The sequence below is a fragment of the Novosphingobium sp. SG919 genome, from assembly GCF_012932495.1.
GTDB lineage: Bacteria > Pseudomonadota > Alphaproteobacteria > Sphingomonadales > Sphingomonadaceae > Novosphingobium > Novosphingobium rhizosphaerae.
Window position 1 is genome coordinate 2,028,636 of sequence record NZ_JABCNG010000001.1, and the last position, 25,184, is coordinate 2,053,819.

Below are 25,184 nucleotides of genomic sequence, written 5' to 3' on the forward strand. Positions count from 1 at the left end.
AGCCGGGAAAGGATCCCTGAATGGGAAAGGCCAGCAGGACCATCGACGTTGCCCGCGTGATCGACGCGCGCAGCCTTGGTCCGTTCAATTACCGCCTGATCGCGCTGTCGTGGCTAATTACCGTGTTCGACGGCTTCGACATGATGATGATCAGCTTCACCGCGCCCTACATGCGCGACGAGCTGGGGCTGACCAAGCCGATGCTGGGCAATGTCTTCTCTGCCGGGCTGCTCGGCATGATGATCGGCGGCTTCGTGCTGGCCTGGCTGGGCGACCGGCGCGGCCGGCGCCAGACGATCGCGCTGGCGGCGGTCGCCTTTGGCATCCTTACCGCCGCCACTGCGCTCGCGCGGTCCTATGAAGCGCTGCTGGTGCTGCGCTTCCTCGACGGTTTCGCGATCGGCGGCATGCTGCCGCTCGCCTGGGCGCTCAACATCGAATATGTGCCCACCCGGCTGCGCTCGACCGTCGTGACGGTGATCATGATGGGCTACAGCCTCGGAACCGCGCTGGCCGGGCCGGTCACGGTGTGGCTGGCGCCGCGCTTTGGCTGGGAAGGCGTGTTCGTCGCGGGCGGCGCCGCGACTTTGGTGATTGCCGCCGCGCTGTTCGTCTGGCTGCCGGAATCCGTGCGGTTCCTGGTGGCGCGCAACCGTGATCCGGTGCGCCTTGCGGCCACGCTCAACCGCATCGATCCCGCGCTCGGCGCCACGCCCAGCGACCAGTTCGTGCTGGGCGACGAGGCCCGGGTGGCGGCGGGCAACTTCCGCGTCGGCCAGCTTTTTGCCGGGCCGCTGCGCTGGATCACCCCGCTGCTGTGGCTGGGCTATATCGCCAGCACGCTGGCGGTCTATTTCAAGGCCAACTGGGGTCCGATCGTTTACGAGGACCTGCATTTCCCGCGCGACCTGGCCGCCTATCTCTCGTCGTTCTCCGGCATGATGGGTGCGGTGCTGGGCCTGCTCCTGATGCGCTTTACCGATCGCAAGGGCGCCTTGGCCGTCGCCTTCTTCCCGGCGCTCGCCGCGCCGGTGCTGCTGCTGATCGGGCTCGTGCCGTTGAGCCCCATGGCCTTCCTCGTGCTCTCGGTGATCTCCACCAGCCTGGTCGGCGGGGCGCATTTCGGCATCCTGTCGATCGCCGGGATCTATTACCCGACCGCGATCCGCGCCAACGGTTCGGGCTGGGCCACCTCGGTCGCCAAGATCGGCGGCATTGCCGGGCCCATCCTGGGCGGCCTCGTGCTCGCCTCCGGCCTGCCGGTGGTCACCAGCTTTGCGATCCTTGCGATCTGCCCCGTCGTGCTGGCGCTCTCGGCGTTCGGCATCGCCTTCGCCGTCGGCCGCGAACAGCGCGCCGGCGCAGCCTCCGCCCCTGCCCCCTCGTTTTCCCCCATATCCTGAAAGGCCGGCCATGACCGCTCCCGATCCGCAGACTCAACGCCCCCTGCGCAGCCTTGCCGCCAACTCCCCGGTTCGTCAGGCCCACTGGCGCGCGCTTGGCCTGACCGACGCCGACTTGCTCAAGCCCAAGATTGCCGTGGTCAATTCCTCGTCGGAACTCGCGGTGTGCTTCGCCCACCTCGATGGGGTGGCCAAAGTGGTCAAGGACGCGATCCGCGCCGCGGGCGGCGTGCCGTTCGAAGTGCGCACCACCGCCCCTTCCGACTTCATCACCGGTGCCGGGCGCCAGGGGAGCTACATCCTGGCCGCGCGCGACCTCGTAACCAACGATATCGAGGCCCAGGTCGAAGCGGCGATGCTCGACGGCATGGTCTGCCTCACCAGTTGCGACAAGACCCCGCCGGGCCACCTGATGGCGGCCATGCGGCTGAACATCCCCACGCTGCTGGTGATCGGCGGCTACCAGGCCTCGGGCACGGTCGACGGCGATCCGGTCGATATCGAGGACTTGTTCTCTGGCGGGGTCGGCGCCAGCCTGGGCAAGCCAGGCAAACATGCGATGGAAGACGTGACCCGCAATGCCATTCGCGGTCCCGGCGTTTGCGCCGGTATGGCCACGGCCAACACCATGCATTGCGTGGTCGAGGCGCTGGGCATGTGCATCGCCGGTTCGGCCCCGGTGCGCGCCAACAGCGACAAGATGTTCGACGCGGCCCGCGCGGCCGGCGCGCGCATCGTCGAGATGGTTCACGAGGACCTGACCCCACGCCGGATCATGACGCCCGGCGCGTTCCGCAACGCTGCGGCCATGGTCCTGGCCGTTTCGGGCTCGATCAATGCGATCAAGCACCTGCAGGCAACAGCCACCGAAGGCGGAGTAGACGCCGATCTTTTCGCCATCTGGGATGACATGGGCCGCAAGGTCCCCACGCTTTCGGCGGTGCGCCCCAACGGCCCGGTTCGGATCGAGGGTTTCGAGGACGCCGGCGGCGCCCGTGCGATGCTCAAGCAGTTGGAGCCGCTGCTCGACCGCGAGGTGCTGGTAGCATCGGGCCGCACCATGGGCGAGGATCTGGCCGACGCGACCATTGTCGATGCCGAGATCATCCGTCCGCTCGACCGCCCCGTATCCGAGGGGCCGTCGATCGCGATCCTCAAAGGCTCGCTCGCGCCCGAAAGCGCGGTGGTCAAGCTGGGCATCCGCGACGGCACCCGGCCCGAGGCTTTCGAAGGCACGGCCCGTGTGTTCGAGGATACTGCCAGCGCCATGAAGGCAATCGCGGCGGGACAATTGCAAAAGGGCGACGTTCTGGTGCTGCGCGGCCAGGGGCTGAAAGGTGGGCCGGCGATGGGCGGCGGCGCGTCGATCGTGCTGTTCGCCATCGACGCGGCGGGCCTCGCGCGCGATGTCGCCTTCATCACCGACGGCCAGCTTTCGGGCTTGTGCCTCAAGGGCCTGACCATTGCCGAAGTCGCGCCCGAGGCGGCCGTCGGCGGCCCGATCGCCCGGGTGCGCGACGGCGACCGCATCGAGATCGATGTCGCCACGCGGCGCCTTGATCTTGCCGTCCCGGCCGACGAACTGGCGCGGCGGCCAGCACCGGGCAACGCCTTTCCCGTGCCGGCGGATGGCTGGCTCGGGATCTATCGCCGCGACGTGCGACCGATGGCAACCGGCGCGGTGCTGCTCGACCTGCCGGTCGGTGGGCGAGGCTGACTTCGCCCATGGCCTCGCCCCGGTCACGCCCGGCCGCGCCCGCTTCGGTAGCAGACTATACAATCCCGCCGGCCTCGGGCATGGTGGCGCCGATGGACGATACCGACGGCAAGGCGCGAACGCGCGACCGCACCGACCACAAGCGTGGCCCCAAGGCCGCCCCGCCCAAGGCGCCGGCACAGGCGCGGCCTGGCCGCCGGCGCGAGGAGATTGCCTTGCCCGGTGGCTTTGCCACCGATGAATCCGAACGCCACCTGATGCGCTACCGCCGCGCCAGCGGCGATAGCACCGACGACGGCCTGTTCCGCGTCACCCGTGCCATCGTCGTGGCGGGACGGTTGTGGCGCAAGGTTGCCAACGACCGCATCAAGGCGCTCAACCAGACGATGGCGCGCTGGGAAACGCTGTTCCACGTCGCCTATTCCGACGCGGCGTTGACCCAGGGCGACCTCGCCAGGTTGATCAGCGTGGAAGGGCCAACGATGGTGCGCATGCTCGACGCGCTGGCCCGCGACGGACTGATCGAGCGCGAGCAGAGCACCGAGGATCGGCGCGTCACGCTCAATCGCATCACCCCGGCCGGGCAAAAGGCCATCGAGGACATCATGGCGATCACCAATGAACTGCGCGGCGACGTGCTGGCCGGGATCGAACCGGAAAAGCTGGCCGTGACCGTCGAAGTGCTCACGCGCATTCTCAAGCGCCTCGATTCGATGCGCTAAGCACCATTGAGCGCCCCCGATACTGGGGGATTTTGCTAAAATAGATAGCTTGCTACAAGATGGAGAGGATCGACATGGTGACGCTCACCACGCAAGAAAAGGCGATGCTCGATGGCGCGCAGGGGCCGGCGGTGGCCCGCGCCATGGCGCTGCTGGTTCGCTATGCCGAGGCGCTGGGCGCCGAGGATTTCGTTGAAACCAACAATGTTGCCGGGGTGCCGGGCTCCGCCTCGCCGTGGATGAAGGAATATTACGCAGCTGACGGCGGCGACTATCGCGCGGTGTTCTCGCGTTTCGATCTCGATTCCGATGACGTCGTCGACGTGCCGCGGATGAATGCGTTTTCGTGCCACCTCCAGGGCGGCATGGACCCCGAACTGTGGCGCGAACAGGGCATGACCGAGGCCGCCAATGCCAACTTCCGCTCCGACGAGGCAGAAGTGGCGGCCCATGGCATCCAGTTGCTCAAGACCTGCACGCCCTATCTTGCCGGCAACGTGCCGGTGATGGGCGAGCACTGCGCGTGGATGGAATCGAGCGCGGTGGTCTTCTGCAACTCGGTGGTCGGCGGGCGCACCAACTGCGAGGGGCGTGAATCGACCAGCGCGGCGATGCTGGCAAAGCGTATTCCCAACTGGGGCTTTCACCGCGATGCGTACCGCCTGGGCCAGCACGCCATCGACGTGCAAGTGCCGGTAGACGATGTGTTCGACTGGGGCCTGCTCGGCTATTTCACCGGGGCGGCAGTGGAGGACACGATCCCTGTGCTCTCGGGTGCCATCGCCAACCCTTCGCTGATCCGCCACAAGCACTTCGGCGCGGCGGCGGCCTCTTCGGGCGGGGTGGAGATGTACCACATGGTCGGCATCACGCCCGAGGCGCGCGATCTGGAGACCGCGTTCGGCGGGGCCCCGCGCGGCGAGCGCTTCATCTATGATGCCCGCGCGCGGCGGCGCACCTGGGAAACGCTCAACAGCGTCGGGCAGAGCACGGCAGTCGATTTCGTCATGCTCGGCTGCCCGCACTACTCGATCGAGCAGATCGCCGAGGCTGCGCATCTGATCGAGGGCCGCCGGGTTCACGCCAACTGCGCGCTGTGGATCTTCACCAGCCGCGCGGTGAAAGCCGTGGCCGATGCGGGTGGCCACACCGCCACCCTGCGCGCGGCCGGCGCCCTGCTGATGACCGACACATGCTCGGCAATCAGCCAGGCGATCCCGCCCGGCACCCGCGTGGCCGCTTTCGACAGCGCCAAGCAGACTCATTACCTGCCGGCGATGATGGGGATCGAGGGCTGGTTTGGCACCACCGCCGAATGCATCGATGCCGCCTGTACCGGCGTCTGGCGTGGAGACCTCGCATGAGTGCCGCCCCGCTCCCCACCCGCGCGCCCGATTATGTGATCCACGGGCGCTGCGTCGTTCCCGGCGTCATCGTTGGCGAAGCGCTGGTCACGCGCGACACGATCTCTGGCTGGGGCGGTGTAAACCCCATGGCCGGAACCGTGATCGAAAGTCGGCATGAACTCAACGGGGTAAGCTTTGCCGGCAAGATCCTGGTGTTCCCCGGCGCGAAGGGATCGTCGGGCTGGTCGTCGATCTTCCATATGACTCGGCTTGCCGGCACCGCCCCGCTGGCCCTGCTGTTCAACGTGACGACCACGAAAGCGGCGCTGGGCGCGGTGGTGCTGCGGGTACCGGCCCTTACCGATTTCGACCGTGACCCGCTCGATCTGATCGCCAGCGGTGACCTGCTGCGTGTGGACGCGGGCGAAGGCCGCGTGGAAGGCTGGCGCGCGCTGCCCTAAGGCGCGCACGCGCCATTCCACCGGCGAGGCCGTGGACAAAGCGCCCGCTCCCCGCGATCGGTGCGCGGCGGATCGGCGTTGCGAATTCGGGCACGCGCGCGTGCGGGATGGGCTACAGACCCAAGGCGGCCGCCTGCTCAGGCTTTGCCGGCTGGCGTGCCTGTTTCTCAGGATGGTTCGCAGGACCGGGGCGCCAGAAAGAAAGGCACGGTTCCATGTCCACGCTTGATCGTCGCAGCTTCCTTTCTGCCGGTGGCGCCGCGCTTGCCGCCACGGCTGCATCGGCCCACACGCCAACGCGGCAACCGTCCGTCGTCACGGTGACCGGCGGCAAAGTCGCCGGCCGTGCAACCGCGGTGCCTGGTGTGACGGCCTGGCTCGGCATCCCTTACGCAGCGCCGCCTGTCGGACCGATGCGTTGGCGCCCGCCTGGCCCGGTTCAGCCGTGGCGGGGGGTGCGGCCGGGCGATCGCTTCGGCGCCAGCCCCTGTGCCATACCGCAATCCTTCGATGGCCCTGACCAGCGCGTGCCGGGCATGTCGGAAGACTGCCTCACGCTCAATGTCTGGGCTCCGCCCCGCGCGGACAAACCGCGCCCGGTGATGGTGTGGATCTACGGCGGCGCCTATGTCTCGGGGACGACGGACGATCCACGCTATGACGGTGCGGCGATGGCCGGCCAGGACGTGATTTTCGTCAGCATCAACTACCGCGTCGGCATCCTGGGCTTTTTCGCCCATCCGGAATTGGCAAGTGAGTCGCCCGATGGCGTTTCGGGCAACTATGCCCTGCTCGACCAGATCGCCGCGCTGCGCTGGGTCAAGGAGAACATCGCGGCGTTTGGCGGGGATCCGGGCAATGTCACGATCCTGGGCCAGTCGGCCGGCGCCTTCAGCGTCGCCTATCACCTGGTCCTGCCCCAATCGCGCGGCCTGTTCCATCGTGCCATCGCGCAAAGCGGCGCGCCGATGGGCCAGGTGAACGGCCTGTCGATGATTGCCGATCTGGCCCCGATGGAGCAGGCCGGCCTGGCCTTTGGCGCAAAGGTCGGCGCGCCCCGCCTGGCAGACTTGCGCAAGATGGACGCCATGGCGCTGGTCAGGGCTTATGACGGATCGTGGAATTTCCAACCGGCGCTCGACGGGCACGTGATCCCCGCCCACCCCTTTGCCATGATCCGCGACGGCAACCACGCCCGCGTGCCCCTGCTAGCTGGCTACAATGCCGACGAAGGCGCGATCTTTGCGCCGATGGGCGGAGGCACGGTGGCCGGCCTGGACGCAGCGCTGACAGAAACGTTCGGCCCGCTGGCGGCCAAGGCGCGCGCGGTCTATCCCGCGCAAACCGCGCAGGAAGCCACTGCACGTGGCGCGGAAGTGTTCGGCGACCTGATCTTCAACTGGAACACCGCCGCGCTCGCCTCTGCCATGGCCCGGTTCGGCAGCGATCCGGCCTATCTCTACCATTTCACCTATGACGGCATGCCGCGCCTGGGCAACGGCACGCGTCGTTGCGCCTTCCACGGGGCAGAGATCGGGCTGGTGCTGCGCACCCTGGGCGCGCGGGGCGAGCCGGTCAGCGCCGAACAGCGCGCGATCAGCGCCATGCTATCGGGCTATTGGCTGGACTTTGCCTGGCAGGGCGATCCCAACGGCGGGGGGCGCCCAGCCTGGCCCCGGTTCGTGCCCGGAACCCCCAGCGTGTTTCATCTTGAAGGGCTGCAGCCACGCGCGGGAGAAATCCCCTTCGCGCGCCGCATGGCACTCATCGGCGAAGCCTGGGCCAATCCGATCCTGCAAGCCTGAACGCGAAAGGGCAGCGGGACGGGCAAGCGCGCCCGCCCCGCTGCCCCGCGTTCAATCAATAGCGATACTGCAAGGTCGCGCCGATCGTGCGCGGGCGATAGGTCTGGTTGAAGTACAGATAGCTGCCCACGCCGTCGTGATTGCGGGCCAGGAGGTCGCGCGAGTTGGTGAGGTTGTCGACGAACAGCGAGGCATCGATCCCGCCCATGCGACCACCGAACCGCAGTTGCAGGAAATTGGTGCCGCCCAAGGCATAGAGGCCCGGGTCATACCCATAGGCGCCCTTCACCGTATCGAGCGCGCTGCTGCTGGCAAAGCTGTAATCGAGGCGCAGGTAGCCGTCGATCGCAGCGCTCACCGGGCGTTCCACCGTGGCATAGAGGTGGCCGCTCCAGATCGGGCCACTGATGCGCTGTCCAGCGGCCTTGAGCAGCAGGCCGTTGCCGCCATAGACGTTGTCGTCATAAGTCAGGTTGGTATAGCCGATGTTGCCGCCCAGCACGACGCCCTTCGCCGGCTTGACTTCGATCGCCGCTTCCACGCCGCGGCCGGTGGCGTTGCCCAGGTTATCGATGAACGAGAAGCTGCAGGTGGGCAGGCGGATCGACTGCTGCATGTTGCGCCACTTGAGCAGATAGCCGCCGACATCGAAGTTGAGCAGCCCAGCCAAGGCCTTGCCCTTCGCTCCGGCCTCGTATGACCACAGCGAGTCCGACTTGTAGGCGGAGGGGACGTTGGTCATGCCCAGCGTTGCCAGATCGCCATCGCAGGCGGAGCTATAGGTCGAAGGCTGTGCGCCGGCCGGGCGGAAACCCTTGGTGGCAGAGGCATAGAGCATCGTGGTGGGCGTGACCTGGAAGTCGATGCCGAACTTGGGCGTCCAATCCCCTTCGGTGTTATGCGCGGGCGAAACGATGTCGGTACCGCCGGTATAGGGCCCCTTGACCGTATCGACGAAGTTGAACACGTCGTGGGTATAGCGCAGCGCGGCGGTGATCTTGAGGCGATCGACCGGCTTGAAATCGACGCTGGCAAAGCCGGCCACCTGGGTGTCGCGCGCCTCAACGAGGTTCACATAGCTGTAGACCCCTTGGTATTGCGGGCTACCAAAGACCAGCGTCCCCTCGACGAGGCCGGACTGGGTGAAATTGCTGAACGATTGCTTGGTCTTGGAGAAAAATCCGCCCACGCTCCAATCGAGCGTCTTGTTGCCATAGGACTGGACGCGCACTTCCTGGGTGAAGTTGCGCTGCTTCATCGTCAGGAAATCCTGGCTGTTGGACGGATCTTCGTCCGCGTATGTGCCGAATGGATCGCCGGTGTTGATGAACCCGAAATAGGTTCCGTAGCTCAAGGTCTGCTGCTGATCGCGCGCGAAGTACGACGTGGTCGAGACCACTTCGAGCGTGCCATGCTGCCAGTCGAGCGTCAGCGACGGCAACCAGAACTTGTCGGTGGTGGGGTCGGCTTGCGGTGTCCCGGTGACGTAGTTGGACTTGGCCGCATTGCCGTAGCCTTCCCAGTAATCGTCCCGGCTGTTCTGGCGGGTACGCTGGAAGAACAGCTTGGGCGTAACGGTCAGGTCCGGGGTGGCTTTCCAACCCAGCGCCAGGCGCACCGAATAGTTGTCCTGGTAATTCACGTCCTGCTGCTGGACGATCCCGGTGGTGGGCGAGACGCGATCGACATAGCCGCCGACATGCTGGTACCAGCCACTGGCCCGGAATGCGAGGGTCGGGGTGATCGGCGCGCCGACCGCAAGCCCTGTCTCGAAACTGGGCGAACCGTTCTGGGTGAACGAGAGCTGCGAGCGCGAATAGACCGAAAGCTTGTCGAAGTTCGGGCTGGTGGTGATGAACCGCACCGCACCACCTTCGGCACTGGCACCAAACTGCGTGCCTTGCGGCCCGCGCAGCACTTCAACGCGTTCCAGGTCGAACACGCGTGGATAGGGATTGCCGCCGTAATAGCCCACATTGCGCATCTGGATGGGGGTATCGTCGATATAGAGGGCCGTGGTGGCCGAGCCGACATCGGACTTGAGCCCGCGAATGGCGATGTTGGAGCCGTTGTTGCCGGTGACGCCCGCCGTGGTCGAGAAGTTCAGCGCCGGCGTGAGACGGGCGATATCATCGATCGAACGGATGTTCTGCTGGTCCATCAATTCCTGGGAATAGGTCACGATGGACAGCGGAACCTTGCTCAAGACCTCGTTATGGCGCTGGGCAGAGACGACGATCTCATCATCCGAGGCAGTCTGGTCCGCCGGGGAAGCCTGCGCCAATGCCTGGTGGCCAGTACCGATCGCCATCAGGATTGCAGCCGGACTCGACAGGCTTCTTATACGCGCATTCTGACGTGGCAAAAATCCAATTGCTCTATCGCACATCAACATTACACAACCCCTCATTTTCATGACTTGATGGTTTCGATATTTTGCGAACGCTGGATTTTTATATCGGCCTATTTGCCGGGATTTTTGCCCTGGCGATCAGACTGCCGCAGCGTCGCGGCAGACAAGCCCGATGGCTATTGCATTTTAGGCACCGCGGTGTTGCCATTGTCACCGCCATGGGCCGCACGGAGGGCGCCTGTGGTCGCTGTGACCGATCCACCTTTGCGAGCACGCGCACCTGTCAGGCGCGTGCAGGCAGGGCTATCTGCCCACATTGCCAGGGAAACATTGCCCAGCGCCGGGGTTGAACTCGCCGCGTATTGGAAAAAGGCGGCAGGCGTGGGCGCAACAGCAGCAGATGCAATCGATAGTGGCCAGCGGCCGTCATCAGCCACCACGGACCAGCGGCGCGCTGCGCGCGCGCTCCAGGCGCTCAATTTCTTCATGGCAGACATGCAGGCCGGCATCGGGCCGTTCCTGGGCGTGTTCCTGCAACAGCGTGGCTGGCAGACCGGCCCGATCGGCACGGTGATGACCGCCGGCGGCATTGCCGGAATGGCCATGACCGTTCCCGCCGGCGCGTTCATCGACCACACCCCGCACAAGCGCTGGGTGGTGGTGATCACCGGCATCTGCACTGTGCTCGCCTCGTTCCTGCTGCTGTGGTCGCAATCCTTCGCAGTCGTGGCAGGCAGCCAGGTAGCCACCGCGATCGCCGGCGCAGCGATCGGCCCGGCGGTGGCCGGCATTACTCTGGGCGTGGTGCGCCAACGCGGCTTCAACGCGCAGAACGGGCGCAACCAGGCGTGGAACCACGCCGGCAACATGGTTGGCGCCGGGCTTTCGGGCTGGCTGGGCTGGCGCTTTGGCATGCCGGCGATCTTCTTTCTGGCCGCTGCGTTCGGGGTCCTGGCGATCGCTTCGGTTCTTTCCATTCCCGAACGCGCGATCGATCACCGTGCCGCACGCGGGTTGGAGCATCACGACCAAGCCCAAGCCAATGGACAGGCCGAAGGCTTTCGCGAACTGCTGCGGCACAAGCCGCTGATGATCCTGGCTGCGGCGCTCGCGTGCTTCCACCTGGGCAACGGGGCGATGCTGCCGCTTTATGGCATGGCGGTGGTCGGCATGGGCAAGGGTGACCCGGCGATGTTCACGGCCACCACGGTGATGGTGGCCCAGGCGGTGATGATCGTGGCCAGCCTCGTGGCGATGAAGCTGGCGCAGGGGCGTGGCTATTGGCTGGTCCTGCTGGTTTCGTTCGCGGCGCTGCCGCTGCGCGGCGTTCTGGCCGGCACCTTCATCGAACATTGGGGCGTATGGCCGGTCCAGGCGCTCGATGGCATCGGCGCGGGCCTGCAGAGCGTGGCGGTGCCCGGCCTGATCGCCTGCCTGCTCGATGGCACGGGCCGGGTCAACGTGGGCCAGGGCGCGGTGATGACCGTGCAGGGCGTGGGCGCCAGTCTTTCGCCCGCGATCGGCGGCTGGCTGGCGCAGATGCTGGGCTATCACGCCACGTTCCTGATCTTGGGCGGCTTTGCGCTGGTCAGCCTGGCGCTGTGGATCGGCTTTGCCGCTACGCTGCGGCCGGCTTGCGCCGTGGGCGATAGACGCCCATGAGCGCGACGATGTCTTCTGCCACCGGCGCCATCTGGGCGATTGCCAGCCTTTCCACCGCCGGGGTGATTGCCCGCCCGATGCGCTGGCCAGAATGGATCTGGGCGGTCAGCGGCGCGGCCTTGCTGCTGGTCACCGGGTTGATGCCACTGGCGGCAGCGGGCGCGGCCGTGGCCAAGGGGCTGGACGTCTATCTGTTCCTGACCGGCATGATGCTGTTGAGCGAGGCGGCGCGCCAGCACGGCGTGTTCGACTGGATCGCCGCCGCTGCGGTCAATCACGCCAGCGGTTCGCGCGCATGGCTGTTCACGTTGGTCTATGCCACCGGCGCGTTGGTCACGGTGTTCCTGTCGAACGACGCCACCGCCGTGGTGCTGACCCCGGCGGTTTTTGCCGTCGCACGCAAGGCCCGGGCCGAACCGCTGCCGCTGCTGTTCGCCTGCGCGCTGATTGCCAATGCGGCCAGTTTCGTGCTGCCGATTTCCAATCCCGCCAACCTCGTGCTCTATGGCGGCCATATGCCACCGCTCGGCCCCTGGCTGGCGGCCTTTGCCCTGCCCTCGATCGCCGCGATCGGCGCGACCTACGTTGCGCTGCGCTGGTATTTCCGGCGCGACCTGGCCGGGCAATGCGCAACCGTGGTGGAGCGCCCCGCCCTGTCGCGCGCCGGCCAGGCGGCCCTGCTGGCCATCGTGCTGACGGCCGGCGTGCTGATCGCGGCCTCCGCGCTCGATCGCCCGCTGGGCCTGCCCACCGCGCTGGCCGGTCTTGCCTGCGCCATCGGCGTCTCGCTGCAGGCCCGACAATCCCCGCTGGGGCTGGCGCGGCACGTGGCATGGGGCGTGCTGCCGCTGGTCGCGGGCTTGTTCGTGGTGGTCGAAGCAGTGGCTCGTACCGGTGCGATCGGCGCCGTGGCCAACCTGCTGGCGCAGGCTTCGGCCCATCCTGCCAGTGCGGCCCTGGCATCGGGCACGGTGCTGGCACTGGTGTCCAACATCATGAACAACCTGCCTGCCGGGCTGGTCTCCGCCAGCGCGGTGGCCCTGGCGCACCCGCCCCGCGTGATCGTCGATGCGCTGCTGATCGGGGTCGATCTTGGCCCCAACCTGTCGATCACCGGCTCGCTCGCCACGATCCTTTGGCTCCAGGTGATCCGGCGCGAAGGCGAAGACGTGGGTTTTGCCACGTTCCTCAAGGTGGGCCTGGTTGCCATGCCGCCAGCGCTGCTTTTGGCACTGCTATGCCGGATCATCGCTGGCTAGGCAGCATTTGGGCTGATTGCCGCGTCAAAATCCGGCGGACCACGTCAACAGCAGTTGCCGCCCGCCCAGGATCGTCTGCGGCACGGCGTCGCTGTAGCGGCCGATCGTGGCACGATAGGCGGTGTCGCCCAGCGCATTGCGCAAGGCGAGGCGCAGCGTCTGGGCGCCCCAACTGCGCGCCATAGCGAAATCGATCTGCCGCGAAGGCCGCACCCAGGTATCGAGCGCGCTGCCCGAAAGCGGTGTCGTGCCGGCAAAGCTCGGCACCTCGATGCCGTATTCCTGGATATAGGCGCCGGTCAGGCGGCAGGCCGCATCGGCCGAGAAACGACCATCATCATAATGCAGCCGCAACAAGAGGTTGCTGGCCGGGGCATATTGCGTGCGCTCCACCCTGTCCAACGCAGGGTTTTCCAGATGGACGGCACTGTGCAGCAGCGTGAGATCGCCGGCCAAGGCAAAATGGCGCAACGCCGCGGCCACTAGGCCAAGCGGCAGGGCCATGCTCGCCTCTGCGCCCAGGATCGTGGCGGTGCCGCCGTTTTCGGGGCGGATCAGGCGAACGGCGCGATATTGCATCACGCTGGCCGGATTGTTCAGGTCATTCCCGGTATCGTTGAGATAGCGGGCTAGGCGCTTGGCAAAGGCGCCCAGTGCGAGATGAAGCCCCCCCGGCCCCTGCCAGGCCAAGCCCAGATCGAGGTTGGTCCCGCGCACCGCCTTGAGATCAGGGTTGGACACCTGGATTTCGGTAACGCCCTGGCTGTCGCGCGTGGCGCTGCCACCGCCGGTCAACTGGAAGGGCGATGGCCTGGTCATGCTGGTCCATAGCGCCGCATCCGCAGTCCATGGCCCGGCGCTACGCCAGTGGAGCGTCACGCTGGGCAGCAGCGCGGCATAGCGCGCCGCCAGCCGGTTCCAGCCATAGGCCACCCCATCGGCCGGCACACCATCGTTGCCCGCCAACCAATAGCGGCCGCCGATGTGCGACCATTCCCCGCGCAGGCCCAGTGCCGCGTCCAGCCCATCGGCCAATGGCCGGCCCACCACGACATAGGCCGCAAGCCGGTCTTCCTGCACGGCATAGGCATTGGCATTGCTGTCATCGATCGTGCGCGGCTGGACGGTGGCGCGGCCGATTGCGCGCAGCAGGGCGGCATCGGAAATGGTCGGGATGGTATAGTCATAGATCCCGCGCAGAACGGGGCCGATCTGTCCGTCGACCAACCCGCTGTTGCCCAGCGTGGTGCCCGCTGGCAGCGTATCGGCATAGAGGAAATGCGCGGTCGCGCGGCTGCGCCACGATCGCACCGCCAGGCCGCCGATCTCCCCATGCCAGGCCGCATCGTCTGCCACGCGCACCCGCCAGTCGCCGCCCAGGCGATGGTCCTGGCTCGTCTCGCTCTCGCGCTCGCCCTGGTTGTGCACGGGAAAGGCCAGCGGATTGGCGACCAACGCGGCATCGCCGGGATCGAGCCGGAGCACGGGAAAGCCGCGCACATAGGCGGTGCGCACCCCGCCCGAAAGCCGCGTGGCATCGGAATCCCAGAACGAAATCTCGATATGGTCGGGTCGGTCGGTGCGTCCCAGCGCGCCAAACACCCGTGCCTGCGCCTGCACGCGCCCCGCGTTCCATGCCAAGGCCAGTTGGGCCATGCCCAGCCGGTCGCGCTCGGGGTTGGTCTCGAACCAGTAATGCGCATCGGCGCGCACACTTTGCGTTTGCAACAGGCCGGCCGATGTGGCCGTCTGGGCAAAGAACCCGGCGGCGCGGCCGCCCTGCACGCTCACCTGGTACACATCCTGCGCGATGGCGCGGCTGGCCCACATCGCGCTGGCGGTCACCGTCAACCGGTCGTCGGCGCGCCAGCCCAGCGCTACGAATGCGGTTTCCTCGTGCGCAGAGCCGCGCGTTACTTGCGCGTTGACCGAGGCGAGCAGGAGATTGGCCGCAGGGTCCAGCCCCGGCGCGCTCTGGCCCTGCGCGTCGGTCAGCGCATAGGCCAGGTTGCCCGACTGATAGGTCTGCTCGACGCTGGCGAAATGCCGCCGGCTCAACGCCGCGCTGGCCGTCAGCGCCAGCCGCCCATAGGGCGCCTGCCAGCCGAACCCGGCGTTAGCGCCCCACGTGCCGGCGTTCTGGCCAAAGCGCCAGGCCTGGTCGTCTGCCCCGGCGGTCAGGCCGATCCGCAGGCCCCGCGTCTTGGTGGCAAAGGGGGCCAGGTGATCGATATCGAGCGTTCCAGCAATCGCCTCGCCCGCCAGGCGGGCATCGAGCACGCGGTGCACTTGCAGGGCCATGTCGGGCGCCAGGGCCATCAACCCCAACTGCGTTCCCCGGCTATAGGGCAGGCTCTGCGGGATTTCGAAGCCATCGATCCGCGTTTCCACATAAGTGCCCGGCAGGCCGCGCATCGCCACGAAATCACCGGTGGCGCGCCCGGCATGGTCAACCCGGCCCATCGCCCCTTCCAACGAGGTGGCCAGCGTTACGATGCCGGGCAGCCGGCCCAATGCCTCGGCAATCGTGCGGTCGGGCAGCCGGCGGATCTGCGTGCTCGCCAGCGCATCCTGCGGCCGCACCGCGTCGCCCGCGGTCCAGGCCCGCGCAGCCAGGCTGGCTTCCACGACGATCGCCGTGCGATCCTCGATCGTGGGTGGAACGGGCGGGGCCACCGTGCGGCAGGGTACGGCCGGCCGGACGCGTGGCGCAGGGGATTGTGGCCGGCGCAGGCGCACGGCGCCGCCCGCCAGCCGCGTGGCGACCAGGCCATTGCTGCGCGCCAGGATATGCAGGGCCTGGTCGAAATCGCGGGCGCGGATGGCCGGCGCCTGCGCCCCGGCCACGTCGCTCGCCGCAAACAGGATGTTGCGCCCGGTCTGGCGCGCCAAGGCCAGCAGGGCCTCGCCCAGCGGCATCGCCGGCAGGACAACGCGCGCCGCCACCACCGGCGCCGCCATGGCATGGGCCGGGGCGAGCGCCAGGCAAAGCGCACCCAGCCAAGCGGCGCTAGCGGCGGAAAACCTCATACCCCTGCTCGGTCCGGCGCCAGGCCACGGGATAAAGCGCCCCAAGGGCATCGAGGAACTGGGGCACGTCGCCGATGCGATAGGTGCCATAGACATGCAACGCACCGATAGTGGGATCGTGCAGCACGATCGGCATGCCGCTGAGTTGCGCCAGCCGCGCTGCCACGGCTGCCAGCGGTTGATCCTCCACCACCAGGCGCCCTTCGCGCCAGGCCAGCGCCGCATCGGCATCGACCGGCGCAATCGTTGCGGTATCGCCGGCCAGCGAGACCTGCTGCCCCGGCCGGGGCGTGGCGATCAACGTGCCATTGCGGCTGTCTTCGATATCGATCGCGCCGCGCGCCAGGATCACGGCGGTCTGGCCATCGCGGCGCGCCACCGAAAACAGCGTGCCGCGATCCACCACGCGCACCTCGCCAGCCGTCACCGCAAATGGCCGTCGCTCGTGCTTCACGTCGAACGTGCCCTCGCCATCCAGGCGCACCGACCGGTCGAGCAACGTGGCGCGCAGCGTCACCGCGCTGCCCGGTGTCAGCCACACCCGGCTGCCATCGGCCAAGGCAAAGCTGGCCGTGCGATCAGCCGGCGCGGCCAGGTGCTGCTCCTGCAGGTTGAGCGTCCACACTGCCACCGCCGCCAGCGCGGCCAAGGCCGTGCCCAGCACCGGGACCGCGATCTGCCAGCGCAACCGGGACTGGCTTGCCGGTGCCGCTGCCGCGCCGCGCACGTGCAGCCCCTTGGCCGCCGCGGCGCGCGGCGCGCCGCGCCAGGCGCGCTCGACAAGGTCCATCGCCGCCAGGTGTTCCGGCCTTTCCCGCAACCAAGCGCGAAACGCAATGCGGTCTTCCTCGCTGCCGCTGCGCGCACGCTCCAGCCACTGCGCGGCCTGTGCCAGCAGGGCGCTTTCCCCAGAGTTGGGCGCACTCATCGGGCGCTGCCCTCCTTCAGGCGTTCGGCCATGCGGGCCAGCGTGCGTTCCACATGATGCGAAACCGCCTTGGGCGTGATCTTCAGCCGTTGCGCGGCCTCCTTGTGGCTGAAGCCTTCCACGCGCACCAGGAGGAACGCATCGCGCGCCACCGGCCCGATCGCTTCCAGCGCATCGCCCAGCAGCGCCAGTTCCTCCCGGCCCGATGCGATGCGGTCGGGCGCCAGGGCACCATCATCGACGATATGCTCGTCCAGCGTGATATGGTCGTCGGACAAGCGGGCAGTCTTCCTGCGGTAGCGGTCGATCAACAGGTTAGACGCAACCCGGCGCAGAAATCCCCGAACATTGCCCACCGGGCCGGCTTCGGGCGCTGCCAGCACGCGCAGATAGACGTCCTGGACCATGTCATCCAGGTCCTGCCCCTCGCGCATGCGCCGCCTGAGATAGGTACGCAGCGCCGCCATTTCGTCCGCGCTGGTCGCCGCCTCCAGCGGCCCGGGCGCCAGGCTCTGCGGCGCATGACAATCCCCGTCGATGCTCCGCATGTGTGACCCCGTTCTTGCCATGACAGCCCCTTGCGGCACCCGGCCCATCCAGACGGGAACGATCGCCCGCAGGCGCATAGCCGGGCGCCCTAGGGGCCTGCCGTGACAGCGGCGTGACATTTGTGCCGTCAAATTTTTTCGGGGAATCGCGGGGTGTGTCTGCGTCCTTCCGGGCAGACCCGTCCACTGCGGCCGGTCGTGTTTCTCGAAGGGGGAAAACATGCCAGTTTCGTATCTGCGCCCGGCCCTGCTGGCCAGCGCACTCCACACGATGATCGTTCCGGCCATGGCGCAACAGGCGCCGCAAGCGCTGCCTTCGGCCGATGCCGATGCCGCGCCCACGCAGGACGAACGCGCCATCGTGGTGATCGGCACGCGCAAGCAGGCAGCCGATATCCAGTTCCAGTCGTCCCACCCGATCTCGGTGCTTTCGGAAGAAGACCTGCGCCACACCGCCGTGCACAACGTGGCCGAAGCGCTGGGCCTGTTGCCGGGCGTCAACGTCGTCAACACCGGCTCCTCGTTCATCGGCGGCGTCGATGGCGCCTCGCGCGGGGAAGGCATGTATGTGGCCATCCGCGGCCTCAATTCCGAATACAACGTCAACCTGATCAACGGCGTCAACGTCGCCCAGGGCCAGCCCTATAGCCGCGGCGTACAGCTTACCCTGCTGCCGCCCACGGGCCTCAACACCATCGTGCTCAACAAGGCCTCGCGCGCCGACATGGATGGCGATGCCATCGGCGGCACCGTGGATTTCCGCACGCCCTCGGCTTTCGACTATTCCGATCGCCTGCACGGCAGCGTGACCGCCTCGGGCCGCCTCGAAACCCGCGCCCGCACGTATGGCGACAGCGGCCTGGGCGGCGGCGTAGCGGCAGAACTTTCGTCGCGCTTTGGCCCCGGTCACACCATGGGCATCTACGTCAGCGGCTATTACGACAAGCGCACGTACACCAACAGCGAGATCCGCGGCGCGCAATCGGCGCACGATGATGGCAGCTGGGGCTATCTCAATGCGTCCAACAGCTCGGGCACCAGCTATCCCGGCCTCGATCCCGAACGCAATGCCGCGCTCACCGGCTTTGACGCGGGCGTGTCCAGCGGCAAGACGCGCCGGTTTGGCGGCAATGCCTCGCTCGACTGGCGCCCCGACGATACCACGCGCGTCTATCTGCGCGGCACCTATGCCAAGGCGCTGACCGAGCAGGATTCCACCCTGGCGCAGTACAACGGTGGCACCAAGGCCTGGGTGCTTTCGCCCGGCACCGATCGCTATGTCCTCACCGTGCCTTCGGTCTCGGTGCGCAACTACTTCGAAACCAACCCGGAGACCGCAATCCTCGCCACCGCCGCCTTTGGCGGGGAAAAGCAGCTTGGCGCCTGGAAGATCGCGCCCGAAGTGTTCTACAGCGAAGGGCACAACAACCGCCCCAACCATATCGAGGCCTCGGCCCGCATCAACCAGTCCGACAAGTATACCAGCGGCTCCAAGATTCCGCTGGGCGGACAATCGGTTGGCTATAGCGACAACTACCCCGTCGCGCTCTATAACCAGGCCATCTTCGACGCGTTCGACAATTCCGCCAGCGTCCTGCCCGCGCGCCGCGCCGGCCAGCTCACCGAACAGTTCAGCGGCCAGCGCAAATGGGGCGGCCGTATCGACGTGAGCCGCGAATTTGCCGATGACAGCCTGCTGCACAGCATCGCCTTCGGTGCCAAGCTGCAAAGCAGCAAGCGCAACGTGACCAGCCGCGACTGGACGACCGACTACGTGGCCAACTACCTGGGCCACAGCACGACCTGGGCGCAACTGGGCCTGACCAACGGCACTTATGCCCACACTTATCCGGGCCTTTATGACTGGTCGCTGCCGCGCTTCAACAAGGCCGCGTTGTTCAACTTGTTCTACAAGTACCAGTTCGCCAACGAAGCCGATGGATCAAGCTACAACAGCTTCGACACGTGCGGTTCGCTCTATGTGAACAACTACAATTGCGGCACGCTGTCGGGCCGCGAAACGGTGGCGGCGGGCTATGCCACGGCCACGCTCAAGGCTGGCAACCTGGAAGTGATCCCCGGCCTGCGCTTCGAACACACCACGATCAACAACACCTACTGGGTCATGGCCTATTCCGCCGGGGTCGAACAGCCCGGCGCCTTCTCCAGCAACCGCACCACGTATGACGTGCTGCTGCCCAGCCTGTTTGCCAACTGGCGCCCCAACGACAAGATTGTGGCGCGCGGCGACGTGTGGTTTTCCTATACCCGCCCACCGTTCTTCCAGCTGGGCGGCAGTTCCACCGCCCGCGCCGGCGACGATGGCAAGACGACGATCGTGGAAGGCAATCCCAACCTGAAGCCGATCCGCGCGATCAACGTCGACACCTCGGTGGAATGGAACTTTGCGCCCTCGGGCCATGTCATGCTGGGCGGCTATTACAAGCGGCTGACCAACTACCTCTATGACAGCGGCACCACGCTGCTCAACACCGCCACCAGCGACGGCACCGGGCAAACCTTCGTCACCCGCCCCCTCAACGGCGGCAGCGGCAATGTCTATGGTGTGGAATTCCAGGTGCAAAAGACCTTCGTCGAACTGCCCGGTGCGCTGCGCGGTTTCGGCATCGGCGCCAATCTCACCCGGCAGTGGACCAGCGTGGACATCGGCAACGGCGTGATCCGCAATATCCAGAACGCACCCGACGTGATGGGCCAGGCCCGGGTGTTCTATGCGCTCGGCGGCTTCTCGATCGATGCCATCTACAACTACACCGGCGCCTATCTCGAATCCTACAATTACCTGGGCCAAGCCACCCGCTGGGACGATCGCTGGGTGCGCCCGGTCAAGCGGGTCGACCTCCACGCTGGCTACGATTTCGGCAATGGCCTCAAGGCCGACATCTCGGTGGCCAACTTGTTCAACAACTACACCTATTGGGCGCACATCGGGCGCCATTCGCTGGCCATTTCCGACATCGTCAACTCCGGCACAACCGGGCTGGCCAGCATCAAGTATTCGTTCTGATCGATCTCTGATCCTTCACTGGTCCCTCACCTGGGGCGGCGGCCGTCATCGTGCGGCTGTCGCCTCCCTTTCGTATTTCGCAGGTAACCGTCCGCCATGCTCCGTCCTGCCCCAATCGCCCTGTCCCTGCTGGCCGCGCTGCTGCCGGCCATGGCCGTCGCCCGACCTGCGGCCCATCACTCGGCCCCAGCCCCCTCGGGCTACCGCGTCGATCGCGTGGTCCTGCTCATTCGCCATGGCATCCGCGCGCCGCTTGATGGCGAAGCGGCAGCGGCGCCCTTGGCAGACCAGCCTTTTCCCCAGTGGGACACGCCCCCCAGCCAGTTGACGCCGCATGGCGCCCAGGCCTTGGCCCTGGTTGCCGGATATGCGCGCACGCGCCTGATCGGCCAGGGCCTGCTTCCGGCGCGGGGCTGCCCCCTGCCCGGCCACGTGGCCCTCTGGACCAACAGCAAGTCGCGCACGATCGCCAGCGGCCAGGCCCTGGCCCAAGGCCTGGCGCCTGGCTGCCCGCTACCGGTCGACCATCGACCAGAGGGGATTGCAGATCCGCTGTTCGATGCCTTGGAAGCGCAGGCGGTGCCGTTCGATGCGCCGGCCGCTGCAGCCAGCATCAATGCGCAGCTCAACGGCGGCGCAGCGCTGATGGCCGGCATGGACAAGGCCGTGGCCACGATGACGCGCGTGCTCGGCTGCAATCGGCCCTGCCCCATCGCCACGCTGCCCAATCGTATCGTGCCGTCGGCCGACGGCAAAGGGTTGAGCCTGACCGGCCCGATCGACCTTGCCTCGGGCACGGCGCAAGTGTTCCTGCTGCAATATGCGCAAGGCATGCCGCTTTCCCAGGTCGGCTGGGGCCGCGCCGGCGCGGCCGACATTGCCACGATGTCCCCGCTCCATGCCCGGCTGTTCGATGTCTTCGCCCGCTCGGCCTATATGGCCCCGCGCGTGGGCGGCCTGATCGCCCGGCGGATCGCCGCAACGCTCACCGTGCGCGAGGCACCGGATGTCACGGTCCTGGTGGGCCACGACAACACCATCGCCGCCGTCACCGCGCTGATCGGCACGCAATTCCAGCTGCCCGGCTATGGTCGGAACGATCCGCCGATCGGTGGCGGCCTGCTGTTCGAACGCTTGACCGAGCGGCACACGGGCCGGCACCTGTTGCGCCTGTCGTACCTGGCGCAAACGCCCGATCAGGCCCGCAAGCTTCGCCCCTTGCCGCAAACCGGCACGGGCCAGCCGCTGCACCGGCTCTCACTCGGTCGATGTGGCACCACCTGCACGCCGGCCAGGTTTGCCGCCCTGATCGCCCGCCAAACTGCAGCGCTGCCGCCCACTGCCGGGATGGACCGCTGAATACGGTGAATGGCAACGAGCCCATGCTTTCCTTGACCAGCGCGGCCATACGAAGCATATACGTTTCATATATCGAAACGGAGATTGCGGCATGGGTATCGTCAAAATCGAAGACAACCTGCACGAGGAAGTCCGCAAGGCGAGCGCGGTCATGTGCCGATCGATTAACGCCCAGGCCGAATTCTGGATGAAGGTGGGCATGCTGGCCGAAGCCAACCCCACGCTCTCGTTCAACCAGATCGTCAAGGCGCAGCTGGAAGCGGCGCAGGTCCATATTCCCGAGGCGGCCGCGGCCTGACATGGTCAAGACCCCCGATGAACTGGCGTTGATGCGGATTTCCGGCCGCTTGCTGGCCCGCGTCTTCGAAATGCTGGATCAACAGCAATTGGCGGGCATGACCACGATGGCAGTCAACGACCTGGTCGAGCGCTATATAACCGAAGAGCTTGCAGCCCGCCCGGCCAGCAAGGGGCAGTATGGCTTTGCCTATGTGCTGAACTGCTCGATCAACGATGTGGTCTGTCATGGTGTGCCGGACGGTTCGGCGGTGATCGGCGATGGCGATATCATCAATCTCGACATCACGCTCGAAAAGAACGGATATATCGCCGATTCCAGCAAGACGTACCTCGTCGGCGAAGTAGCGCCTGCCGCCAAACGGCTTGTCCGCGTGGCGCAAGAGGCGATGTGGCAAGGGATTGGCCGCGTCAGACCCGGTGCGCGGCTGGGCGATATCGGCCACGCCATCGAACGCCACGCCAAGAAGCATGGCTATTCGGTTGTGCGCGACTATTGCGGCCATGGCATCGGGCGCGAAATGCACGAAGAGCCGCAGGTTCTGCATTTCGGCAAGCCGGGCAGAGGCCTGCCGCTGCACGAAGGCATGGTCTTCACCATCGAACCGATGATCAACCAGGGCACCTGCCGGACTTTGACAAGGGACGATGGTTGGACGGTGGTAACCGCCGATGGGAAATTGTCCGCGCAGTTCGAGCATACCATCGCCGTGACCAGGGACGGGTTCGAAGTGCTCACCTTGCGCAGCGGCGAAAAGCCCGCGCTGGCAGCGCCAGGCTTACGGTCGGCCTGACAACGCCCCCGCGGGCAAACCTTGCTGGCTGGCATTACGATCCACGGCGTCCGAAACTTCGCCGATAGGCCGTGGGCGCAAGCCCGGTCGCGGCACGGAAATGCTGGCGGAAATTGGCGGCGGTGCCAAAACCGGCGCGCTCCGCAATTGTTTCGATCGACTGGTCTGTCTCTTCGATCAGCATGCGCGCCAAGGCGATGCGCTGCTGCTGAAGCCATCCGCCCGGCGTCAGTCCGGTCGCGCCGAGCACATGGCGATGCAGGCTGCGCGGGCTCAGATGCGCCGTGGCCGCCATGCGCTCGACGCTCCAGTTCTCGTCAAGGCGGGCCTGCACGGCGGCAAGAAGGCCGGCAAGGCGATGGCCCGCCGGCGGCGGCACGGAACGCTCGACGAACTGGGCCTGCCCACCCTCGCGGTGGGGCGCAATCACCAGGCGCCGTGCCACGCTGTTCGCCGCCTTCTGGCCAAAGTCCTTGCGCACCAGATGCAGGCAAAGATCGAGGCCGGCGGCGCTGCCGGCCGAGGTCAGGATGTTGCCTTCGTCGATATAGAGCACATCGGGTTCCACCACCGCTGCGGAGGCCTGCTGGGCAAGCGAGGCCAGATGGCGCCAATGGGTGGTGGCGCGCCGGCCATCGAGCAGCCCCGCCTGGGCCAGCACGAAGCTTCCCCCGCAGATGCCCACCAACCGCGCCCCGCGCATGCTGGCGCGTTTGAGCGCGGCCAGCAAAGCGGCGGGCGCTGGCTCGTGCGGCCCCCGCCATCCCGGAATCACGATCGTATCGGCTTGGTCGAGCAGGCCCAGATCGCCATCGGGCACCACGTGCAACCCTCCGTTGGCGCGCAAGGGGCCAGGCTCGCCCGCAGCGGTAAGGCAGCGATACCAATGGGGGCCCATCTCCGGTCGAGCCAGGCCAAAGACCTCGTAGGCGCAGCCGAACTCGAAGGTGCAAAGGCGATCATAGGTCAGGATGACGACCAGGGGATTGGCGTTTGGCATGATCCTTTCGATAGTTGTCATCTCTGCCAGTGGCAACGGCGGCAACGCGGTTTTATCGTGGTCAGGCAAACCACAACGGGGAAGATTGTGATGAAACTGATCGGCATGCTGGATTCGCCCTATGTGCGGCGCGTCGCTATCTCGCTGCGCCTGTTGGGACTGGATTTCGAGCATCAGGCTATCTCGGTATTCTCCACGTACGATGCCTTTGCCGCGATCAATCCGGTGGTGAAAGCGCCCACGCTGGTGACCGACGAAGGCGTCGTCCTGATGGACTCCGGCCTCATCCTCGAACATGCCGAGCGCCTGGCCGGGCTTACTTTGTCACCTGCGGACCTTGCGGCGCATGCCCGGTCACAGCGGATCATCGGACTGGCCCTGGCCGCCTGCGAAAAGAGCGTGCAGATCGTTTACGAACAGCTGCTTCGGCCCGAAGAAAAGCGTCATCAGCCATGGCTTGATCGCGTTCGCGGCCAGTTGGTCCAGGCCTATCACCTGCTGGAGCAGGAAGTCAGCCTGGCGCGGCCGTGGTGCTTTGGCGACCAGCCGCTTCAGGCGGACATCACCAGCGCCGTGGCCTGGCGCTTTACCCGCGAGATGGTGCCCGAAACGCTTGATCCGCAGGCCTTGCCAGCACTCAACCGTCTGTCGCAGCGGGCCGAAGCGAGCGAGCCCTTCGTGGAGTTTCCCTTCCACTGAGCCAGATTCGCGGCGCTGGCATTGCATCCCAGGCAATGATGTCGTGCCGCGAATGGGCATTATCGCGCGGGCGGTGGAGGCGCATCTTTCGGGTGCGGGCCGGATGCGGCCTTCGAACCACGCAGGAGCACGTCCATGAAGCTGTACCATCATCCGCTCTCGGGCCATTCGCATCGTGCCCGGCTCTTCGCATCGCTGCTCGGCCTCGATGCCGAGCTGGTCGAAGTCGATCTCCTTGCCGGCGAACACAAGCAGCCGGCATTCCTGGCCCTCAATCCGCTGGGGCAGGTTCCCGTGCTGGTCGATGATGAAGGCACGGTTGTTGCCGACTCCAACGCGATCCTGGTCTACCTTGCTCGCAAGCATGGCCGCACCGACTGGCTGCCGGAAGATGCCGTTGGCGAGGCCGCCGTGCAGCGCTGGCTTTCCGTCGCGGCGGGCGAGCTTGCCTTTGGGCCGGCCGCCGCGCGCCTCGTCACCGTGTTCGGTTCGCGCCATAACCCGCAGGAAGTGATTGCACGGGCCCACGCCCTGCTGGCCAATCTGGAGCGCCATCTCCAGCACCGCGACTGGCTGGTTGGCAATGGCCCGACCATCGCCGACGTTGCCCTCTACAGCTACCTGTCGAGCGCGCCGGAAGGGAACGTCGACCTCGACGCCTACCCCCGCGTTCGCGCGCTGCTGTCGCGGATCGAGAACCTTCCCGGCTTCGTGCCTTTCGTCGAGACGGCCGCCGGCCTTCGCGCCGCAGCCTGACGCGTGACCGGTGGTTT

Annotated in this window: 19 protein-coding genes; 14 read left to right on the forward strand and 5 right to left on the reverse strand. The window is 66.7% G+C overall.

Translation table 11 applies throughout. The annotated features are described in order from the left end of the window. The first annotated feature begins 20 nt into the window (after positions 1-20). The 6 genes from FHT19_RS09050 (at position 21) to FHT19_RS09075 (ending at position 7,454) form a co-directional block, all read left to right on the forward strand. A complete protein-coding gene (locus FHT19_RS09050; RefSeq protein ID WP_169474658.1) occupies positions 21-1,403 on the forward strand; it encodes an MFS transporter in 1,383 nt (460 codons plus the stop codon). A 10-nt stretch (positions 1,404-1,413) separates the two neighbouring features. Beyond that, entirely contained in the window at positions 1,414-3,120 is a 1,707-nt protein-coding gene (gene ilvD, locus FHT19_RS09055; RefSeq protein WP_169474659.1) for a dihydroxy-acid dehydratase, read from the forward strand. Between the two features lie 8 nt (positions 3,121-3,128). Continuing rightward, positions 3,129-3,842: a MarR family transcriptional regulator gene (locus FHT19_RS09060; RefSeq protein ID WP_169474660.1), complete on the forward strand. Its 714-nt coding sequence runs from the start codon at positions 3,129-3,131 to the stop codon at positions 3,840-3,842. Positions 3,843-3,901: 59 nt separating this feature from the next. After that, the gene (locus FHT19_RS09065; RefSeq protein ID WP_248290343.1) at positions 3,902-5,206 is read left to right on the forward strand and encodes an aconitase X catalytic domain-containing protein; all 1,305 of its coding nucleotides are present in this window, start codon (positions 3,902-3,904) and stop codon (positions 5,204-5,206) included. Then, complete coding sequence (locus FHT19_RS09070) at positions 5,203-5,649, forward strand: DUF126 domain-containing protein (protein WP_169474661.1); 447 nt, start codon at positions 5,203-5,205, stop codon at positions 5,647-5,649. The genes FHT19_RS09065 and FHT19_RS09070 overlap by 4 nt, the downstream gene beginning before the upstream one ends. Positions 5,650-5,864: 215 nt before the next feature. Then, complete coding sequence (locus FHT19_RS09075) at positions 5,865-7,454, forward strand: carboxylesterase family protein (protein ID WP_169474662.1); 1,590 nt, start codon at positions 5,865-5,867, stop codon at positions 7,452-7,454. 55 nt (positions 7,455-7,509) lie between these two features. On the opposite strand, the gene FHT19_RS09080 is transcribed toward FHT19_RS09075, so the two are convergent. Further along, on the reverse strand, positions 7,510-9,765 hold the full coding sequence (locus FHT19_RS09080; RefSeq protein ID WP_169474663.1) for a TonB-dependent receptor: 2,256 nt from the start codon (positions 9,763-9,765) through the stop codon (positions 7,510-7,512). Between the two features lie 423 nt (positions 9,766-10,188). On the opposite strand from FHT19_RS09080, the gene FHT19_RS09085 reads away from it, so the two are divergent. Together FHT19_RS09085 and FHT19_RS09090 are read left to right on the forward strand one after the other, a co-directional pair. Beyond that, complete coding sequence (locus tag FHT19_RS09085) at positions 10,189-11,469, forward strand: MFS transporter (RefSeq protein ID WP_248290344.1); 1,281 nt, start codon at positions 10,189-10,191, stop codon at positions 11,467-11,469. 8 nt (positions 11,470-11,477) lie between these two features. Next, positions 11,478-12,728 carry an arsenic transporter gene (locus tag FHT19_RS09090; RefSeq protein ID WP_169474664.1) on the forward strand — a complete coding sequence of 417 codons (1,251 nt, stop codon included), beginning with the start codon at positions 11,478-11,480 and terminating at the stop codon, positions 12,726-12,728. 24 nt (positions 12,729-12,752) lie between these two features. Here FHT19_RS09090 and FHT19_RS09095 read toward each other — a convergent pair whose 3' ends face one another. From FHT19_RS09095 to FHT19_RS09105, 3 genes are read right to left on the reverse strand one after another with little or no spacing between them, the layout of a single operon-like run. Further along, a complete protein-coding gene (locus FHT19_RS09095; RefSeq protein WP_169474665.1) occupies positions 12,753-15,758 on the reverse strand; it encodes a TonB-dependent receptor in 3,006 nt (1,001 codons plus the stop codon). Continuing rightward, positions 15,739-16,686 carry a FecR domain-containing protein gene (locus FHT19_RS09100; protein ID WP_169474666.1) on the reverse strand — a complete coding sequence of 316 codons (948 nt, stop codon included), beginning with the start codon at positions 16,684-16,686 and terminating at the stop codon, positions 15,739-15,741. Before FHT19_RS09100 ends, FHT19_RS09095 begins: the two co-directional genes overlap by 20 nt. Continuing rightward, positions 16,683-17,234: an RNA polymerase sigma factor gene (locus tag FHT19_RS09105; protein ID WP_169474667.1), complete on the reverse strand. Its 552-nt coding sequence runs from the start codon at positions 17,232-17,234 to the stop codon at positions 16,683-16,685. Before FHT19_RS09105 ends, FHT19_RS09100 begins: the two co-directional genes overlap by 4 nt. A gap of 220 nt (positions 17,235-17,454) precedes the next feature. On the opposite strand from FHT19_RS09105, the gene FHT19_RS09110 reads away from it, so the two are divergent. The 4 genes from FHT19_RS09110 to map all read left to right on the forward strand — a co-directional run bounded on the left by FHT19_RS09110 (position 17,455) and on the right by map (position 22,712). Then, complete coding sequence (locus FHT19_RS09110; protein WP_248290345.1) at positions 17,455-20,262, forward strand: TonB-dependent receptor; 2,808 nt, start codon at positions 17,455-17,457, stop codon at positions 20,260-20,262. 96 nt (positions 20,263-20,358) lie between these two features. Next, on the forward strand, positions 20,359-21,621 hold the full coding sequence (locus FHT19_RS09115; RefSeq protein ID WP_169474668.1) for a histidine-type phosphatase: 1,263 nt from the start codon (positions 20,359-20,361) through the stop codon (positions 21,619-21,621). 91 nt (positions 21,622-21,712) lie between these two features. After that, the gene (locus FHT19_RS09120; RefSeq protein WP_169474669.1) at positions 21,713-21,919 is read left to right on the forward strand and encodes a ParD-like family protein; all 207 of its coding nucleotides are present in this window, start codon (positions 21,713-21,715) and stop codon (positions 21,917-21,919) included. A 1-nt stretch (position 21,920) separates the two neighbouring features. Further along, entirely contained in the window at positions 21,921-22,712 is a 792-nt protein-coding gene (gene map / locus FHT19_RS09125) for a type I methionyl aminopeptidase (protein WP_169474670.1), read from the forward strand. A 34-nt stretch (positions 22,713-22,746) separates the two neighbouring features. Here map and ftrA read toward each other — a convergent pair whose 3' ends face one another. Further along, positions 22,747-23,712 (reverse strand): transcriptional regulator FtrA, encoded by a 966-nt coding sequence (ftrA, locus tag FHT19_RS09130; protein ID WP_169474671.1) that lies wholly within the window; start codon positions 23,710-23,712, stop codon positions 22,747-22,749. Between the two features lie 90 nt (positions 23,713-23,802). Between ftrA and FHT19_RS09135 the strand changes: the two genes are divergently transcribed. After that, complete coding sequence (locus FHT19_RS09135; protein WP_169474672.1) at positions 23,803-24,411, forward strand: glutathione S-transferase; 609 nt, start codon at positions 23,803-23,805, stop codon at positions 24,409-24,411. Between the two features lie 135 nt (positions 24,412-24,546). Then, positions 24,547-25,167, forward strand: coding sequence for a glutathione S-transferase family protein (locus FHT19_RS09140; protein ID WP_169474673.1), 621 nt, complete (start codon positions 24,547-24,549; stop codon positions 25,165-25,167). Positions 25,168-25,184: the final 17 nt, after the last annotated feature.

Bases quoted from the DNA above. Each gene is read 5' to 3' on its own strand.
- ftrA (WP_169474671.1), bottom strand. From the start codon at position 23,712: ATGCCAAACGCCAATCCCCTGGTCGTCATCCTGACCTATGATCGCCTT.
- ilvD (WP_169474659.1), top strand. From the start codon at position 1,414: ATGACCGCTCCCGATCCGCAGACTCAACGCCCCCTGCGCAGCCTTGCC.
- FHT19_RS09105 (WP_169474667.1), bottom strand. From the start codon at position 17,234: ATGCGGAGCATCGACGGGGATTGTCATGCGCCGCAGAGCCTGGCGCCC.
- FHT19_RS09135 (WP_169474672.1), top strand. From the start codon at position 23,803: ATGAAACTGATCGGCATGCTGGATTCGCCCTATGTGCGGCGCGTCGCT.
- FHT19_RS09095 (WP_169474665.1), bottom strand. From the start codon at position 15,758: ATGAGGTTTTCCGCCGCTAGCGCCGCTTGGCTGGGTGCGCTTTGCCTG.
- FHT19_RS09060 (WP_169474660.1), top strand. From the start codon at position 3,129: ATGGCCTCGCCCCGGTCACGCCCGGCCGCGCCCGCTTCGGTAGCAGAC.
- FHT19_RS09080 (WP_169474663.1), bottom strand. From the start codon at position 9,765: ATGGCGATCGGTACTGGCCACCAGGCATTGGCGCAGGCTTCCCCGGCG.
- FHT19_RS09075 (WP_169474662.1), top strand. From the start codon at position 5,865: ATGTCCACGCTTGATCGTCGCAGCTTCCTTTCTGCCGGTGGCGCCGCG.
- FHT19_RS09090 (WP_169474664.1), top strand. From the start codon at position 11,478: ATGTCTTCTGCCACCGGCGCCATCTGGGCGATTGCCAGCCTTTCCACC.
- map (WP_169474670.1), top strand. From the start codon at position 21,921: ATGGTCAAGACCCCCGATGAACTGGCGTTGATGCGGATTTCCGGCCGC.
- FHT19_RS09070 (WP_169474661.1), top strand. From the start codon at position 5,203: ATGAGTGCCGCCCCGCTCCCCACCCGCGCGCCCGATTATGTGATCCAC.
- FHT19_RS09050 (WP_169474658.1), top strand. From the start codon at position 21: ATGGGAAAGGCCAGCAGGACCATCGACGTTGCCCGCGTGATCGACGCG.
- FHT19_RS09110 (WP_248290345.1), top strand. From the start codon at position 17,455: ATGCCAGTTTCGTATCTGCGCCCGGCCCTGCTGGCCAGCGCACTCCAC.
- FHT19_RS09100 (WP_169474666.1), bottom strand. From the start codon at position 16,686: ATGAGTGCGCCCAACTCTGGGGAAAGCGCCCTGCTGGCACAGGCCGCG.
- FHT19_RS09115 (WP_169474668.1), top strand. From the start codon at position 20,359: ATGCTCCGTCCTGCCCCAATCGCCCTGTCCCTGCTGGCCGCGCTGCTG.
- FHT19_RS09065 (WP_248290343.1), top strand. From the start codon at position 3,902: ATGGAGAGGATCGACATGGTGACGCTCACCACGCAAGAAAAGGCGATG.
- FHT19_RS09120 (WP_169474669.1), top strand. From the start codon at position 21,713: ATGGGTATCGTCAAAATCGAAGACAACCTGCACGAGGAAGTCCGCAAG.
- FHT19_RS09140 (WP_169474673.1), top strand. From the start codon at position 24,547: ATGAAGCTGTACCATCATCCGCTCTCGGGCCATTCGCATCGTGCCCGG.